General features: G+C 41.1%; 17 protein-coding genes. 11 read left to right on the top strand and 6 right to left on the bottom strand.

What is annotated here, in order from left to right; genetic code table 11:
• Positions 1-25: 25 nt before the first annotated feature.
• The 7 genes from ACKA06_RS06260 to pepF all read left to right on the top strand — a co-directional run bounded on the left by ACKA06_RS06260 (position 26) and on the right by pepF (position 9,041).
• Positions 26-1,231, top strand: a complete 1,206-nt coding sequence (locus tag ACKA06_RS06260; protein ID WP_411159290.1) for a putative glycoside hydrolase — start codon at positions 26-28, stop codon at positions 1,229-1,231.
• 563 nt (positions 1,232-1,794) lie between these two features.
• Positions 1,795-2,367 (top strand): GNAT family N-acetyltransferase, encoded by a 573-nt coding sequence (locus tag ACKA06_RS06255; protein WP_032089162.1) that lies wholly within the window; start codon positions 1,795-1,797, stop codon positions 2,365-2,367.
• A gap of 356 nt (positions 2,368-2,723) precedes the next feature.
• Positions 2,724-3,119: a transcriptional regulator SpxA gene (gene spxA, locus ACKA06_RS06250; RefSeq protein ID WP_032089161.1), complete on the top strand. Its 396-nt coding sequence runs from the start codon at positions 2,724-2,726 to the stop codon at positions 3,117-3,119.
• Positions 3,120-3,542: 423 nt separating this feature from the next.
• Positions 3,543-4,214 (top strand): adaptor protein MecA, encoded by a 672-nt coding sequence (mecA, locus tag ACKA06_RS06245; protein WP_032089160.1) that lies wholly within the window; start codon positions 3,543-3,545, stop codon positions 4,212-4,214.
• Between the two features lie 137 nt (positions 4,215-4,351).
• A complete protein-coding gene (gene cls / locus ACKA06_RS06240; protein WP_032089159.1) occupies positions 4,352-5,857 on the top strand; it encodes a cardiolipin synthase in 1,506 nt (501 codons plus the stop codon).
• An 85-nt stretch (positions 5,858-5,942) separates the two neighbouring features.
• Positions 5,943-7,130 carry a competence protein CoiA gene (locus ACKA06_RS06235; protein ID WP_411159289.1) on the top strand — a complete coding sequence of 396 codons (1,188 nt, stop codon included), beginning with the start codon at positions 5,943-5,945 and terminating at the stop codon, positions 7,128-7,130.
• 87 nt (positions 7,131-7,217) lie between these two features.
• On the top strand, positions 7,218-9,041 hold the full coding sequence (gene pepF / locus ACKA06_RS06230; protein WP_032089143.1) for an oligoendopeptidase F: 1,824 nt from the start codon (positions 7,218-7,220) through the stop codon (positions 9,039-9,041).
• A gap of 39 nt (positions 9,042-9,080) precedes the next feature.
• Here the strand turns inward: pepF and ACKA06_RS06225 are convergent, their stop codons facing one another.
• From ACKA06_RS06225 to ACKA06_RS06205, 5 genes are all read right to left on the bottom strand, one after another.
• Positions 9,081-9,263, bottom strand: coding sequence for a hypothetical protein (locus ACKA06_RS06225; protein ID WP_032089142.1), 183 nt, complete (start codon positions 9,261-9,263; stop codon positions 9,081-9,083).
• Positions 9,264-9,538: 275 nt separating this feature from the next.
• A complete protein-coding gene (locus tag ACKA06_RS06220; protein WP_032089141.1) occupies positions 9,539-10,408 on the bottom strand; it encodes a ClpXP adapter SpxH family protein in 870 nt (289 codons plus the stop codon).
• Positions 10,401-10,802 carry a globin domain-containing protein gene (locus ACKA06_RS06215; RefSeq protein WP_032089140.1) on the bottom strand — a complete coding sequence of 134 codons (402 nt, stop codon included), beginning with the start codon at positions 10,800-10,802 and terminating at the stop codon, positions 10,401-10,403. The genes ACKA06_RS06220 and ACKA06_RS06215 overlap by 8 nt, the downstream gene beginning before the upstream one ends.
• A gap of 206 nt (positions 10,803-11,008) precedes the next feature.
• Complete coding sequence (locus tag ACKA06_RS06210; protein ID WP_032089139.1) at positions 11,009-11,650, bottom strand: lytic transglycosylase domain-containing protein; 642 nt, start codon at positions 11,648-11,650, stop codon at positions 11,009-11,011.
• A gap of 63 nt (positions 11,651-11,713) precedes the next feature.
• The gene (locus tag ACKA06_RS06205; protein ID WP_411159288.1) at positions 11,714-12,298 is read right to left on the bottom strand and encodes a CYTH domain-containing protein; all 585 of its coding nucleotides are present in this window, start codon (positions 12,296-12,298) and stop codon (positions 11,714-11,716) included.
• Positions 12,299-12,426: 128 nt separating this feature from the next.
• Between ACKA06_RS06205 and ACKA06_RS06200 the strand changes: the two genes are divergently transcribed.
• Genes ACKA06_RS06200 through ACKA06_RS06185 form a run of 4 tightly spaced genes read left to right on the top strand, consistent with a single transcriptional unit; the run spans position 12,427 to position 15,245 of the window.
• Positions 12,427-12,798 (top strand): UPF0738 family protein, encoded by a 372-nt coding sequence (locus ACKA06_RS06200; protein WP_058298259.1) that lies wholly within the window; start codon positions 12,427-12,429, stop codon positions 12,796-12,798.
• 44 nt (positions 12,799-12,842) lie between these two features.
• Complete coding sequence (locus ACKA06_RS06195) at positions 12,843-13,508, top strand: GTP pyrophosphokinase (protein ID WP_032089136.1); 666 nt, start codon at positions 12,843-12,845, stop codon at positions 13,506-13,508.
• 20 nt (positions 13,509-13,528) lie between these two features.
• Positions 13,529-14,326 carry an NAD kinase gene (locus ACKA06_RS06190; RefSeq protein ID WP_032089135.1) on the top strand — a complete coding sequence of 266 codons (798 nt, stop codon included), beginning with the start codon at positions 13,529-13,531 and terminating at the stop codon, positions 14,324-14,326.
• Positions 14,301-15,245 carry an RluA family pseudouridine synthase gene (locus tag ACKA06_RS06185; protein WP_232353799.1) on the top strand — a complete coding sequence of 315 codons (945 nt, stop codon included), beginning with the start codon at positions 14,301-14,303 and terminating at the stop codon, positions 15,243-15,245. The genes ACKA06_RS06190 and ACKA06_RS06185 overlap by 26 nt, the downstream gene beginning before the upstream one ends.
• Before the next feature lie 27 nt (positions 15,246-15,272).
• Here ACKA06_RS06185 and prpE read toward each other — a convergent pair whose 3' ends face one another.
• Entirely contained in the window at positions 15,273-16,010 is a 738-nt protein-coding gene (gene prpE, locus ACKA06_RS06180) for a bis(5'-nucleosyl)-tetraphosphatase PrpE (protein WP_411159287.1), read from the bottom strand.
• Positions 16,011-16,020: the final 10 nt, after the last annotated feature.

Below are 16,020 nucleotides of genomic sequence, written 5' to 3'. Positions count from 1 at the left end.
AGTTATTTTTAAAGAGGAGAGGTTAATGTTGAAATGGAGTAAGCTGGCGACATCTTTCTGTTTGATCACAATGTGTGTATTGCCCATTCAATCAGTAAGTGCCGAATCTAAAGATAGTCAAGCTGAAAGCAGCCATGAAAAAAGGACTCTGACGCTGAGCAAAAAGGAAATTCCTGCTGCACCCCCAAGATTTGTATATGATTCAGGTTATACTTTTAAATATCCTGACGCCATCAGAGGAGTATATGTCACGGGACATTCCGCCGGAGGGGAGCGGATCAATAAATTGACAAACCTGGTCGATTCGACGGATCTAAATGCGATGGTAATTGATATTAAGGATGACAATGGGAATCTTACATATGAACCGGAAGCATCTTCCTCATATGCTGATATTGGCCAGCCGTATATTAAGGATCCTAAATCACTGCTTGATAAATTGGAAGAAAAACAAATTTATCCAATTGCCCGGGTCGTTGTATTTAAAGATACAGTCCTGGCAAATAAAAAACCTGAGTTATCCTATATAGACGGCGGACAGGTCTGGAAAAACGGACGCGGCGAATCGTTCGTGAATCCATTTCTTAAAGAAGTATGGGATTATAACGTAGGAATCGCAATCGAAGCGGCGAAAATGGGATTCCAGGAAATCCAGTTTGATTATGTACGATTCCCGGAAGGGTTTGAAAAAAGGGACAAGGAACTGGAATATAGTACCGGTGAGTATACAGATAAAGAAAAGGACAATGTCCAAAAACGTGTGCAGGCCGTGACTGATTTTGTTGCCTATGCCGAGGAGAAATTAAAGCCGTATGGAGTAAAAGTATCCGTCGATATCTTCGGATACACAGCCACTCTCCCGGAGGCACCTGGAATCGGCCAGAACTTCTCGAAAATCTCTGAACATGTGGATGTCATATCCTCCATGATCTATCCAAGTCACTGGACGCCATACTTCGGGATTGCAAAGCCGGATCTCCAGCCGTATGAACTTGTGACAGAGTATGCAAAACTAGAAAATAAGAAACTGGCTGAACTTGAGGATCCCCCGATTTCAAGACCGTGGCTTCAAGATTTCACTGCTTCATGGTTAGGAAGCGGAAACTACAAATCATATGGAAAAGCTGAAATCGAAGCTCAAATCAAAGCCCTGAACGACCAGGGTATCAACGAATTCCTGCTATGGGATGCAGGAAACTCCTATACAGAAGGTGTAGACTACACCCCCTGATTTAATCGAAGGATGAGGGGCGTAAGTGTTTTATTCTCATTAAAAAACCGAACCGATTAGCATTTCAGATGTCAAATCGGTTCGGTTTTTTTGCATGTACATCAGAATTTACCCTATTCAGCGGTTGATTGGAGTGAAACACGTAGACTCCTGCGGGAAGAGTAGCTTATAAGAAAAGCGGAAGGGCTTTGAAGAGAGGCGGGTGTTATAAGACGAATCGGCCAAGAAGGCGCTTTTTGCCTTCTTGGTCGGTTTGACTTATGACATGTGGACGGAAATCAATAGCGGTATTTAAACTCAATACTCACAATGCATGTACTCAAAGGAGGGTCAAGATTGATGGTAGGATATCATTTGACAATCGCGCTGAGATTGTTATGATTAAAATGGTAACATTAACCGCTTTACAACCACATCTCCCCCTTAGCAGAACTCATATCCTGCAAAACCGTTATTAAAAATTAATTCCACAGAAAAGACTAACAACTGACATAATCCATTCAATTATGAGAAAAATAGTTTTATCCCGTTAGTCGGAAAAATTCAATTAAAGGAGCAGGTACATGCATTGGTATGAAAAGCTAAATCAATATTTCCCGGTCGAGGAAATGAAATCAAAAGAACATCTCGAAACGCTTCTTAAGGAACGAAGCGAAATATATCATAAAGATGAGGGGCAGCATCACGTATTGATGTATGCTGAACTTGATGAATTCATCTTTATTGATTATCTATTCGTTTCTAAGGATGCACGTGGCCAGGGACTTGGCCATAAACTTCTTGAAAAGCTGAAGACAAAGAATAAACCGATCATCCTTGAGGTAGAACCTGTCGATTACGAAGACACGGATACTGAAAAGCGTTTGAAGTTTTACAAGAGGGAAGGATTCGAGCATGCAGTAAGTATCGGATATGCCAGGAAATCCCTTGCTACAAATGAAGTAAACGCAATGGAAATTTTATATTGGGCACCCAATGAAGAGTCAGAGGAATTAATTTTTGATTCCATGAAAAAAACGTACGAACTGATCCATACCTACAAGGACGAAAAATTCTACGGTGCATCCTATCAGCCGGTGGATGAAGTCCTAAAGCGCGACGAAGATCGAGAAGAAGACTTGTTGAAAGATTTATAAAAAACATGGAAATAAACTTTTGCTAGCTGTTGATTACGTAAACAAAATACTATTCAGAAAACCTTATTGCGATTCGCAATAAGGTTTTCTAAATGAAAATAGTAAGTTGTAAAAAGAATGTTTATCCCTCTAGAAAAGCGGGTAAATATTATTTAGAAACATAAATATATAGCTTATGTTAAACGAATGTGTAAGAAGTTTGACAAATTCATTAAAAGTATGTTCATCGACTCGCAATTCATGTATAATACATAATAGAGATTTCTTATTTAAACTAATTTTAAATAACGCAGCTGTTTAAATAAAATACTCTATATCATACACTACTAAAAACTATTTAAGGGAGTGTGAATGACGTGGTTACATTATTCACTTCACCTAGTTGTACATCTTGTCGCAAGGCAAAAGCTTGGTTAGAAGAGCACGAGATTCCATATACAGAGCGTAACGTTTTCTCTGAGCCTTTAAGCATTGACGAAATCAAGGAAATCCTCCGCATGACTGAGGATGGTACTGATGAAATCATTTCTACACGTTCCAAGACTTTTCAGAAGCTTAATGTGGATTTAGAAACATTACCACTTCAAGAATTGTTTGAGCTTATCCAAAAGAATCCTGGATTACTTAGACGTCCGATCATCCTGGATGAAAAGCGTTTGCAAGTTGGATATAATGAAGATGAAATTAGACGCTTCCTTCCAAGGAAGGTACGCACTTTTCAACTTCTTGAAGCTCAAAGAATGGTTAATTAATCAATCATTCACATTCCCGCATCTTTTTAAGTCTGCGGGAATATACAATTAAAAGGGGCTGACCCTTAAAGGACGTTTTGTTTCCTTGCGGGTTAGCCTTTTTATTTTTCCACTAATTTTTGCACGGAAACGGTTAGCTGTGACATAACTTAGTAATAAGTATTATCACTTGAGTTTTCTGCAAATATTAGCTAAAATGTCAAAAACAATTGATTTAGTTCAATCTGTCCAGATGAAAAATGGGTGTTAATTTAATTCCATTTTACGTACAGATAACATAAAATAGAAGTACAAGGTACAAACTAACTTAAATGTATCTTCTGTCTTCACCAACAGTCTGGCATTTCAGTCAGACAGGCGGGCTTTACAGCTCATGGGGTGTAGTCCCTTCACTAATTTTACGCAAGAAGGGAGAGGTGTTAAATGGAAATCGAACGCATAAATGAAAATACAGTTAAATTCTATATTTCATATGGGGATATAGAGGATAGAGGCTTTGATCGTGAGGAAATCTGGTATAACCGCGAAAGAAGCGAAGAACTTTTCTGGGAAATGATGGATGAAGTTCATCAAGAAGAAGATTTCGGTATCGAGGGTCCCTTATGGATCCAAGTACAGGCTTTGGACAAAGGACTTGAAGTACTCGTCACAAGGGCGCAGGTTTCCAAAGATGGTCAACGTTTTGAATTGCCAATCCCTGAAGATAAATTAAAAGAGCTTCCTGTCGACGAACGGATCGAGGAGCTGCTTGATCAACACTTCCAAATCAAACAGGACCAGGACGTAGATACGGAAGTTGCACTGGATTTCACACTTAAGTTCAGTGATTTCGAAGATTCCATTTCTTTATCGCAGAGATTGAAGGATATATCCGCTGAAAACTTGGATACGAAGTTACTTGCTTTCGAAAATAATTATTACCTTTATATCAAGTTTTCAGAGGAGCACTTCTCAGAAGAAGAAATCGATGACATGTTGAGCATCTTGCTTGAGTACGCAGACGAGTCAAGAATGACCGTTCATCGTCTTGAGGAGTATGGTAAAGTTGTCATCGACCAAAATGTATTCGAAACACTAAGTGCATACTTTTCATAAGCGCGAATACCGGTTTCATCTTGAAATCGGTATTTTTTTATTAAGTGTGATTGAAAGGATAAATTAAATTTTTTTAAACAAATATCAATGATAAACTACATAATTGTTTATTTTGAGTTCACGGGAAGGTGTAACAAATGAAGAATACGGTGAAAGTGCTCATATTTATCGCAGCCATAAGCCTCAGCTACTTTTACTTTTTGGATCAATATTTTGAAGGTATGATAAAATACGTAAGTTTACTGTTCACGTTTTCAGTCATAATCATAGGTTTTTTAATATTCATTGAGAATCGTCATCCGACTCAAACACTTACTTGGCTCGTCGTCCTTGGTGCTTTCCCTTTTCTTGGTTTTATCTTCTACCTTTTATTCGGAAGGAATTACCGGAAGGAGAAAATGTACAAGAAAAAGCATATCCTTGATAAGGAGACCTACAACAAGTATGAACCAGGCCCGAAGGACATGAATCCGGAGATGTTCGGGTTCTATCAGGAAAAACATGTACAGCTCGCCCAGCGAATCGGGAACAGTGCCATTTCCTTTTCAAGTGAAACGAAAGTATTGACTAATGGGCAGGAAACATTCGGTGAAATATTGCGATGGCTAAAAACAGCCAAGCATCATATCCATATGGAATATTATATCGTCCGCCATGATGATATAGGGAACCAGATTAAAGATGTGTTGATCGAACGTGCCCGGGACGGGGTAAAAGTCCGGTTTCTTTACGATGCTGTAGGGGCATGGCAATTATCAAATGAGTATCTCAGGGAATTAAAAAATGCGGGGATTGAAGTTGTACCGTTCGGCCCGGTGAAGATCCCATTCCTTAATAATAAATTCAATTTCCGAAATCATCGTAAAATCATTGTCATTGATGGAAGCATCGGATTTGTCGGGGGTCTTAACATAGGAGATGAATACCTGGGGAAAAACCCGAGTTTTGGATTCTGGAGGGATACCCACCTATTTGTCAGAGGAGAGGCTGTCCGCACGCTCCAGCTTATTTTCCTTCAGGATTGGTATTATATGACAAATGATGACTTCCTTACTCCGGGTTATCTCAGCCCCGATCCCGTCAGTGAAATACATGACGGAGGGGTACAGATGATAGCAGGAGGTCCGGACAATGAACTTAGTGTACTGAAAAACATTTTCTTTTCAATGATCACTTCCGCACAGGAAAGCGTTTGGGTTGCATCCCCTTACTTCATACCGGATGAAGATATCTTCTCAGCTTTAAAAATTGCCGCGTTGAGCGGAGTGGATGTCAGGCTGCTTGTCCCGCATAAACCTGATAAGCGAATTGTGTTTCATGCCTCCAGGTCATATTTTCCTGAACTATTGGAAGCAGGCGTGAGGATATATGAATATCAAAAGGGATTCATGCACAGTAAAATAGTCATTGTCGACAATGAGTTGGCTTCGATTGGCACTTCCAATATGGATATGAGGAGCTTTCATTTGAATTTCGAAGTAAATGCCTTCCTGTATAAAACGACGAGCACCCAATCCCTCGTGGACGAATACCTGAATGACCTGGAGCATTCCTTCGAACTTTCACACGACGAATTTCAGAAAAGGCATATGGGATATCGAATACTTGAATCCACCTCCCGTTTGATGTCGCCATTGTTATAATGAGAAGCTCAAAGGAAATTTTCCTTTGAGCTTTTTTGCAGGATTTTCCCAATTCGTGTCGAATAAGATTTGAAGGAGGTGTTCTATGTTAACAGCTATAATGGATCATCAGCATTTTACGGCCATTCACCATTCTAAAGAAGAACTGTTGAATTTAAGGAAAAGTTTAAAAACGTTTACCTGTCCTCACTGTTCATCCCCCTTGATCCTCAAGATCGGTAATATAAAAATCCCGCATTTTGCTCACACTTCAAAGCTCCCATGCATACTTGAAACAAAAAAGGAAACCCCTGACCATATATGGAGCAAAGCCTTGTTATATAAAAGATTGTCGCAGCTATTTCAGGATGTAAAGCTGGAGTATTTTGTAAAAGAGGTTCAGCAGATTCCCGATCTCCTCATCACGGAGAGAGGATATCGGATTGCAATAGAGATTCAATGCAGCACGATTCCACTTTCCGAAATAAAAGAGAGGACAGAAGGTTTTAGAAAAGGGAACATACATCCCATATGGATCTTAACCCAGCCCCTGACTATCGGCACCCCCCTTAAATTAACAAGTTTCCAGCAGGGATTCATCCGTTTTTCAGAGGAACTTCACTTTTACCTGCTTCACTTTGATCCCTCGAATGAATCTTTCACGATCTTTCCGCATCTCACACCAGTAAGCACAAATTCATTTTTCTTCTCAAAAGAAATCGAAATCCCCCTTAATACATTCACTATCCCGGTATCCATTCTTCCTCCGGATCAAGCAGAGTCCCTTTTTCTAGAGAACTGGAAACGTTACAGGGAAAAATGGATAAATAACAAAATACAGTTCAGTTCCGCCCGCCGTGATCCGTTTCTCTCTGAAGTATATAGAGAAGGTGATACATTCCTTTATTTACCGTTGTTTATCGGCTTACCGGTCATTCCTCACATGACCTTGATCAAAACCCATCCACTTCAGTGGCAATACTACATTTGGAAAGATGTACTCAAAAAATCCCCCTATTTCACTAGAGAGATGATTTATAGTGCCTTCATGCGCAGGCTGGAAAATGGGAGTATTGAAACAAGGAATTTCCCGCTGCATTCGACGGGCAGCAGCATTAAAACATTAATCAATGATTATCTATGCTTATTAGAAAAATTAGAGATCATACAGAAAAAAAGGGGAAAAGGCTATAAGTTAACCGCTAAATGGATCTGTCCAAAAACCTTCATCGACTATCAACAGCACGAACATGATTTATTTCCTAAATTGAAGCATATATTAAAAAAGGACTAATCAAGATTGTTTTCTTGCAGGAATATCCTGCTTGAGAGAGAATGTAACTATAAGGAATAGTCTGTAGATTCAGAATGGAGGATGTATATGTCAAATGACACAGTAACAAAAAGTCTGCCAACCAGAGATCAAGTGGAAGAAAACTTGACTTGGAGGCTGGAAGATATTTTTGAAAGTGATGAAGCCTGGGAGAAAGAATATAAAGAAATCAAAGGAATGATCAATAAAGCCGAAGAATTCAAAGGAACGTTAAGCAGCAGTTCTGATCAACTGTATAAAGCCTTGAGCTTTCAAGATGAAATTATGGAAAGAATGGGCAGGGTCTATACATATTCTCACATGCGCTATGACCAGGATACCACGAATTCACATTATCAGGGGCTGGATGACCGTGCAAAAAGTCTCTATACCCAATTAGGCAGCAAGTTCGCATATCTGGTGCCTGAAATCCTTTCGATCGATGAAGACACACTGAAAGGGTTCCTCAAGGAAAAGGAAGAACTCAAGAAATATAAGCATGCACTGGAAGAGATCAATTTGCAGCGCCCCCACGTGTTATCTGCTGAAGAGGAAGCCCTTTTGGCCCAAGCTTCTGAAGTGTTCAGTGCAGCAAGCAATACGTTCGGGATGCTGAATAATGCAGATTTGGAATTCCCAAGCATTAAGGATGAGGATGGGGAAGAAGTGGATATTACACACGGCCGCTTTATTCGTTTCCTTGAAAGCAGTGACAGACGGGTGCGTGAAGAAGCATTTAAAAAGGTATATGAAACGTATGGGAAATTTGAAAATACATTTGCCTCGACACTCAGCGGTGCTGTAAAGAAAGATAACTTTACAGCAAGTGTCAGAAATTATGATTCTGCGCGGCACGCGGCGTTATCTAATAACAATATTCCTGAGCAGGTGTACGATAACCTTGTAGAAACGGTGAATAAGAATCTTCACCTGCTGCAGCGTTACGTGAAGCTCCGTAAGAAAGTACTCGGACTTGATGAGGTCCACATGTATGATCTTTATACGCCGCTTGTAAAAGAAGTGAAAATGGAAATCGGCTATGAAGAAGCGAAAGAAATGATCCTAAAAGGACTGGAACCGCTGGGTGAAGACTATGCTTCGGTCCTGAAAGACGGATTTGATAACCGCTGGGTGGATGTTGTGGAAAACAAAGGAAAACGAAGCGGTGCATACTCCTCGGGAGCGTACGGCACCAACCCTTATATCCTCATGAATTGGCAGGACAATGTCAACAATCTGTTTACATTGGCACATGAATTCGGGCACAGTGTGCATAGTTATTATACAAGATCCTCACAGCCATATACTTATGGTCACTATTCAATCTTCGTGGCGGAAGTCGCATCAACATGCAATGAAGCATTACTGAATGACTATCTATTGAACACGATAGATGATGAAAAGAAACGCTTATATTTATTAAATCATTATTTGGAAGGGTTCAGGGGCACTGTGTTCCGACAAACAATGTTTGCAGAATTCGAGCACTTGATCCATAAGAAAGCACAGGAAGGGGAAGCTTTGACTTCTGATTTCCTTACAAAAGAATATTACGCACTCAATAAGAAATACTTTGGGGACGAGATCTCCATCGATGAGGAAATCGGTCTTGAGTGGGCTCGCATCCCTCATTTCTATTACAACTATTATGTATATCAATACGCTACCGGGTTCTCGGCAGCCACTGCATTAAGCAAGCAGATCCTTGAAGAGGGGGACACAGCCGTTGAAAGGTATATTGAATTCCTTAAAGCGGGAAGCTCTGATTATCCTATTGAAGTATTGAAAAAGGCAGGAGTCGATATGACGACCTCCAAACCGGTGGAGGAAGCTTGTAAAGTATTTGAAGAAAAACTGAATGAAATGGAAGAATTATTGGAGAAGTTACAATAATGATGAAAAGGGAGGAGCCTGTTTTGGCTCCTCCCATCTTTATGACTTAAATCCCTTGAATCTCTTCCTGTTGCCAACGGTATAGAAAAAAATCAACAGTGATAGGAATAGTATGGGAGCTGTGATGAGAAGCGGGATGAGATTCATCAACCCAAGAATATGAATGATAAAGCTGAACAGGATCAATACGATCAGCAGCACAAATTTCAGACTTAATCTCATCGTGGTACCTCCTCAGAAGGTTTATATCACTATATGACAAGCTGATGAATTTCATTCATGGATTTTGACAATATTGTGAAATACCATACAAACAACTTGCCAATACAAGTTCATACATGATATATTATCAGTGTGAAGTTGATCACAAGCAAACATATACCCCTTTGTTTGACCGTGAAAAATTTCTCCCATCCCCTTTGTTCGTATAGAAAACCCGATGTTGGAAACAACATCGGGTTTTCCCGTTACTCACAATATTCATTATTGTAAAATAACTAATCAGCGATATATCTCCAAAATGTCCCGTGCTTTGCAGGGATCCTTTTTACTTTCTGCTGCAAAATCCACTTCTTCATTTGTTTTTCTACTTCTTCAATGGACAAATCATATACAACGGCAATTTCCTTGGATGCTACAAAACGGTAATGTTTCATGAATTCATCCAGTGTCGGCAGAGGGTTTTTCTCCGGTTTAATTGTCAGCATCTCTTCAATGATGTGAACGTATACCTCATAAGAATACAATCCGGTAACCTTCAACCCTTCATCTTCGATATTTTCATTAAAAAAGACAAGGGTAGGGATTTCATCGACATCCATTTCTGTCGTGATTTTTACGTCGCATTGAAATGCTTTTGATGCTGAGTAGGAGTGGATATCATTCATAAATTCATTGAGGTCGAGCTTTGCTTCCTCAGCACAATCCTTAAGCACATCGAAATTCGAAATATCCTGTTTTTGAAGGAATAACCGCTCCTGCAGGTATCGTAAAAAACGAATACCCGAATGTTTTCCCTGCAATTCTGCCGCCTTTATTGCAAACGAAGCAATATAGGGTGAATCAATCGGGTTATCGAACCATAAGCTTCCATCACATGACATACCTGACCGGCTTGCGGTTTTCTCCCATTGCTGGGCGAGGTCTTCCTGTTTACGCTTTGTCGCAATATTTAATGATGAAAGCTGACCGCTTAAAATATAACGGATGCGAAAGTACTGGCCGTATTCAATCCTAAGCTTTTTTAAGATAGGCTCTAATGCCCAGCATTCCGGACACAAGGGATCAACAAACATATATATTTCAAGTGGTTTCTTTTCAGCTCCTCCACAAGAATTGAGCGGACTTGAATGATGTAAACTAGTCAACGCTGGTTCTCTCCGGTGTTTCCGTATTGACCATATGATGGGCGGTCAAGACCAGTCTGTGAAAGAAGTCTTCCCGCACCGGACCCTCAAGTTCCACTTCGTCCATTGCATCATGCATACAGCCCAGCCATGCTTTCGCTCTCTCTTCCGTGATCGGAAAAGGGAGATGCCTTGCACGCAGCATAGGATGTCCATGTTCTTCAGTATAAAGAGGTGGTCCGCCTAAATATTGAGTCAGAAATTGCTTCTGTTTACGGGCCGTCTCAGTTAGATCTTCCGGGAAAATAGGTGCAAGCAACTCGTGCTTGGACACTCTATTATAAAATGCATCAACGAGCATGGAGAGTTTCTTTTCGCCGATTAAGTTATAAGGCATTTTAGGTTTCTCGACCATAAGAAGGACTCCTTTTTACTTAGAATGTAAGTTTATTCTAGCAAGCATTCATTTATATCTCAAACAAATCGCCTTGATGGCGCAAGAATCTGTAAAGTTAGTGTTGCCAGAATGATGAGGGCTATCCTGAAGGTAAGCAAGTACATACAGAAGATAGTCAAACAAAAAAGACCTGCTGTCTCAAGCAGATCTTTCATCTAAACTGTTCACGCATAAAAAGCATTGGTTACTTTCTTAACATAAGCCTTCGTTTCTTTGAAAGGGGGGATACCATTGTACTTATCGACATTCCCCGGGCCTGCGTTATAAGCTGCAAGCGCCAAATCGATGTCACCGTCATATTTATCCAGCATCTGTCTTAAGTATTTTGTACCTGCAAAAACATTTTCTTCGGGATCGAAAATATTTGTCACTCCAAGTCCACTGGCGGTAGAAGGCATCAGCTGCATCAACCCTGAAGCCCCTGCAGGACTCACAGCATCCGGGTTGAAGTTTGACTCTTGGTGAATAACAGCCTGAATCAGCTTTTTCGGGAGCTGGTATTTATCGGCGGCTTTCGTAATAATATCATCTATTGACGGGGGCGTCTTATAATCGTTTTTATTAAGTCCGGTAAGCGAAACGGGTGGTTGTGAAACTGTAAAGGCAGGATGTGTTTCAAACAGGCTCTTTACGGCACCAAGTGTATTCTCAGGCGTCTGCAAATTTCCCTGTCTGTTTGTTAGGGCCTGGGTGAATAGCTGTTGAAACAATTGATTACTCTGCCCCGCAGTGCCTAAAGAGGAAACCGAACCCAATTTATTCATTGCCTGCAGTTCCATCATCGTTTTGATTTGTTGAACATTCATAACTAACGGCTCCTGTCTCATTTAGAGGTGTTTTCTATAATATCGGAAAAGATTCGAGTTATTTTACGATTCTCTCCTTACTTTTTCCCGATAAAAACGTTTGATTTTATTTTCCGTTTCCCTTTTCGGTATATCTTGTTCTTTTAACAAATCAAAAAATATTTTTTTGCCCGTGTCAAAATCCTTAACTTCATATTCGAGTTCGTAGTCTACTTTATCAAAATAAGTACTCTCATCAAAGACGAGCAGACCTTCCTGAAATTCAAGTTCAGCTCTCTTTGTCTTCAAAGAACCGAAGTGAAGGAGCGAGGGGATTTCAATTCCTATATTTAATAGGACATCTTTCACTTCCCCTTCAGGAAAAAGTCCCTGTTTTAAAAGTTCTTCTGCTTGCATGGGAGAAAGGCCTTGGTTTGTTTCCAGCAAACCATTTGTGATAGGAGTCTTAAGCGTAAGAGTGGAGTTTCCATCCTTTACCCGGACCCTCAATGCCGACTGCTTCTCCTTCAGTTGAAAGTCGGGAGTATCAAAGTAATGATTCTCCTGCACCCTGAAATCTTTGTTTCTTATTGAAAATTGCTTTATCAGTTGCAAGAATTCTTCCTTTGTTAAAAGGTTCTTGAATTCGATTTCAATCTCTTGTGCCAATGTGAAGCATCCTTTCATTACTTAGTCTTTTTATTATCTCTTTTCAGGAAAGGAACTTCAATGTTTAGATGAATATCCTCTCTTATGATAAAATAAGACTGATTGTTTTAAGGAAGGATGAAATAGCCATGAGAAAAATGATTGAATTTAAGGAAGCGAAATTTGAAAACGGTGTTTTGCACTTACATACTGAACAAAATGAGCTGATTAAAGGGATCAAACCTGCCGGGCAGATCATTGCAGATTCTGACAAATTTGCGTTCGTTTATCTGGCGGAAAATGAAGAAGAATATGTATATTTATACCTGGATGAACCAATATGGGGTCAATTGAAAAAAGCACTGGATGAGAAGTGCCCTGTTATCGCAAAAAGCGAGGAAGAATCGTTCGAATTGGACGGCTTTCACGAAGAGCTTGACTATTTGGTCAGTAATATAGAAGGAAACGGGAATTACGGTGACGAAATGGTTAAGAAGGTTGAAACTGCTTTCATCGATTGATTCCGTCATGAAAATATAAGGAATGTTTCAGGTGGGGTGAGGCAATGAATCATTGGGAAGAATTTTTAGCGCCATATAAGCAAGCAGTGGATGAGCTAAAAGTAAAGTTAAAAGGGATGCGGGGAGAATATGAATTTCAGCAGACTCATTCTCCAATTGAATTTGTCACTGGCAGGGTGAAGCCGATCGCCAGTATTTTGGATAAAGCAAATCAAAAGGGAATAGCTCTATCCGATATAGAAAGAGAGATGCAGGATATCGCCGGTCTCAGGATGATGTGTCAATTCGTTGAAGATATACACACTGTGGTGGAACGCCTCCGGGCACGCAGGGATTTCAAAGTGATAGAAGAAAGGGATTATGTGACGCATAAAAAGCCGAGCGGATACAGGTCCTATCATGTCGTTGTAGATTACCCTGTACAGACGATCAAGGGAGAAAAAAACATCCTTGTCGAAATTCAAATTCGTACCCTTTCGATGAATTTTTGGGCGACTATTGAGCATTCTTTGAATTATAAGTACAGCGGACAATTTCCTGAAAGAATACAGATGAGGCTCCAGCGTGCTGCAGAAGCGGCTTTTCGGCTGGACGAGGAAATGAGCCTGATAAGGGAAGAAATCCAGGAAGCGCAGGCGATATTCACCAATAAGATGGAAAAAGATAAAAGGGGAAGCGGCTCGACTGATAAAAGAATTCATAAACAATGAGACGAAGGGGGTCAACCCGAATGAAGTTTGCCATTACATCAAAGGGTGATTCAAAGTCCAATACTTTGATGCATAAAATGAGGACTTATTTACAGGATTTCAATTTGACATATGATGAAGATCAGCCTGATATCGTGATTTCCGTAGGAGGGGACGGGACTCTGCTTTATGCCTTTCACCGCTATCGTTCGAGACTTGATAAAACCGCCTTCGTAGGGGTACATACGGGTCATCTCGGGTTTTATGCAGACTGGGTGCCTGAAGAAATTGAAAAACTGGTCATAGCCATTGCAAAGACTCCTTATCAAGTGATTGAATATCCTCTCCTGGAAACAATCATCCGCTATCAGCATGGCGGTAAGGAGACGCGTTATTTGGCTTTGAATGAATCCACGGTGAAAAGTGTGGAAGGCACTCTCGTCATGGATGTAGAAATCAGGGGACAGCATTTCGAGCGATTCAGGGGGGACGGATTGTGTTTATCCACGCCGTCAGGAAGCACCGCTTATAATAAAGCGCTGGGGGGCGCGATTATACACCCTTCACTGCCAGCTATTCAGTTTGCCGAAATGGCATCAATCAACAACCGGGTATTCAGAACGATCGGTTCGCCGCTTATCCTTCCTGCCCACCATACGTGTATGTTGAAGCCTGTCAATGGTCCCGACTTCCTGGTAACGATCGACCATCTTTCCCTTCTTCATAAAGATGTGAAATCGATCCAATACCGTGTTGCAGACGAGAAAATCCGTTTTGCCCGCTTCCGTCCATTCCCTTTCTGGAAGAGGGTGCATGACTCATTTGTGGCAGATGAGTAAAGGGTATTCCATCGAGTGGAGTGTACCTTCTATATATGAAGGGAAGCTTCTGAGGGAATTTCTTGTAGACCAGAAGGTTTCTAAACGGACCCTGACATCTGTCAAATTCGAAGGCGGGTCGATCTCAGTGAATGACAGGGAAGTAAATGTCCGTCATCCCTTAAAAGAAGACGACAAGGTCAAACTGGTTTTTGCTCCTGAAACAGGAAGTCAAAAGTTACTTCCCGAGGATATTTCTCTGCAAATCATTTATGAGGACGGCGATCTCCTCGTTGTGGAGAAACCATGGGGAATGTATTCAATCCCTACAAAAGAACATCCAACAGGCAGCCTGGCAAATGGGATTGCGGGTTACTACAAAGAGCTTAACCTGGCATCTGCTGTTCATATTGTAACGAGGCTGGACCGTGCCACATCCGGATTGGTACTTGTAGCCAAGCATAGGCATGTGCATCACCTCTTCTCCCTGCAGCATCAGGAAAGAGGAGTGAAGAGGACATATGAAGCACTTGTTGAAGGGGTGATGGCCGATACATATGGAATGATCGAGAAGCCCATCGGACGCAAAGAAACGAGTATAATTGAAAGAGAAGTCCGGCAAGACGGACAATATGCCAAGACCGGGTATCAGGTTCTAAGACAGTATCCAGAAGCCGCCCATCTGTCCGTACGTCCCTTTACAGGGAGAACACACCAGATACGCGTACACTTGGCATCAATCGGCCATCCTCTCATAGGGGACGATTTGTACGGCGGCAATGTAAAATGTCTAAAGCGCCAGGCACTTCATTGTAAAACCCTTTCTTTATTTCATCCTATGAAAAAGGAACGGATGGAATTCGAGTGTCCGCTGGCAAATGATATGAGGGAAGCTTTGACAGAATTGGCTTCTCATGAAAATATGGATCCCCTGTGCTAAGCAGCACAGGGGATTTTTTGTATATCATCAGGGGAAGGTCCTGAACTTTTCTTTTACCAGCGGCATGGTTGACTGCACGCTTATGATTTCCATTTCCGGATACCTTAACGCCGACAATTTCCCTCCGAATACAGCCCCCGTATCAATGTTCACCGTATTATTCATCTTCCTTGGTTTCATGACAGGGGTATGCCCATAGATGATCCATGGCCTGCCTTTGTATTCCATTGCCCAATCCCTTCTTACCGGAGTTCCATCTTCGTTCACTTCGCCTGTTATATCGCCGTAGAGGACGAATGTTTTTACACGATTATTGTTCTTGCCTATATGCTTTTCCTTTATCCCGGCGTGTGCAATGATCAATCTTCCTTCATCCAGGACCTGATACAGCGGGGAAGTTTCGTATAACTCAATGAATGAGTCTCTGTACCCGATTCTTTCTTCTTCTGTCAGTGCACTTAATTCTGCTATTGTGGTTTCTAGACCGTGGAGGATCTTCACGTTGTTCCCAAGAAAATACCTGTAAAGCTTATTGCAATGATTCCCTGGGACATAGTAAGCTTCTTTTTCACGGTGCAGGGAAGCGGCGACTGTGATCATTTTTAAAGAGTGAGGGCCTCGGTCGGTCAAATCCCCGACAAAAGCAAGTTTTCTTCCTTCGGGATGCCGAGGGAGACCTGATTCCCAATTATAACCGAGTTTTTCAGTCAGCCTGTAAAATTCGTCAAAGCATCCGTGTACATCACCGATTACATCAGTTTTCATAGGGTACCTT

This window comes from Rossellomorea oryzaecorticis (genome assembly GCF_045897515.1).
Lineage (GTDB): Bacteria > Bacillota > Bacilli > Bacillales > Bacillaceae_B > Rossellomorea > Rossellomorea enclensis.
Note: the sequence above shows the minus strand (reverse complement) of the source record. Positions and strands in the feature narration are given on the sequence as shown.

What these genes read in the sequence shown, in the direction of transcription:
- ACKA06_RS06210 (WP_032089139.1), bottom strand. Translation starts at nt 11,650, where the DNA reads ATGAATGTTCAACAAATCAAAACGATGATGGAACTGCAGGCAATGAAT.
- ACKA06_RS06225 (WP_032089142.1), bottom strand. Translation starts at nt 9,263, where the DNA reads ATGAGATTAAGTCTGAAATTTGTGCTGCTGATCGTATTGATCCTGTTC.
- ACKA06_RS06190 (WP_032089135.1), top strand. Translation starts at nt 13,529, where the DNA reads ATGAAGTTTGCCATTACATCAAAGGGTGATTCAAAGTCCAATACTTTG.
- ACKA06_RS06185 (WP_232353799.1), top strand. Translation starts at nt 14,301, where the DNA reads ATGACTCATTTGTGGCAGATGAGTAAAGGGTATTCCATCGAGTGGAGT.
- ACKA06_RS06215 (WP_032089140.1), bottom strand. Translation starts at nt 10,802, where the DNA reads ATGGTCGAGAAACCTAAAATGCCTTATAACTTAATCGGCGAAAAGAAA.
- mecA (WP_032089160.1), top strand. Translation starts at nt 3,543, where the DNA reads ATGGAAATCGAACGCATAAATGAAAATACAGTTAAATTCTATATTTCA.
- ACKA06_RS06200 (WP_058298259.1), top strand. Translation starts at nt 12,427, where the DNA reads ATGAGAAAAATGATTGAATTTAAGGAAGCGAAATTTGAAAACGGTGTT.
- pepF (WP_032089143.1), top strand. Translation starts at nt 7,218, where the DNA reads ATGTCAAATGACACAGTAACAAAAAGTCTGCCAACCAGAGATCAAGTG.
- ACKA06_RS06260 (WP_411159290.1), top strand. Translation starts at nt 26, where the DNA reads ATGTTGAAATGGAGTAAGCTGGCGACATCTTTCTGTTTGATCACAATG.
- prpE (WP_411159287.1), bottom strand. Translation starts at nt 16,010, where the DNA reads ATGAAAACTGATGTAATCGGTGATGTACACGGATGCTTTGACGAATTT.
- ACKA06_RS06235 (WP_411159289.1), top strand. Translation starts at nt 5,943, where the DNA reads ATGTTAACAGCTATAATGGATCATCAGCATTTTACGGCCATTCACCAT.
- ACKA06_RS06195 (WP_032089136.1), top strand. Translation starts at nt 12,843, where the DNA reads ATGAATCATTGGGAAGAATTTTTAGCGCCATATAAGCAAGCAGTGGAT.
- cls (WP_032089159.1), top strand. Translation starts at nt 4,352, where the DNA reads ATGAAGAATACGGTGAAAGTGCTCATATTTATCGCAGCCATAAGCCTC.
- ACKA06_RS06255 (WP_032089162.1), top strand. Translation starts at nt 1,795, where the DNA reads ATGCATTGGTATGAAAAGCTAAATCAATATTTCCCGGTCGAGGAAATG.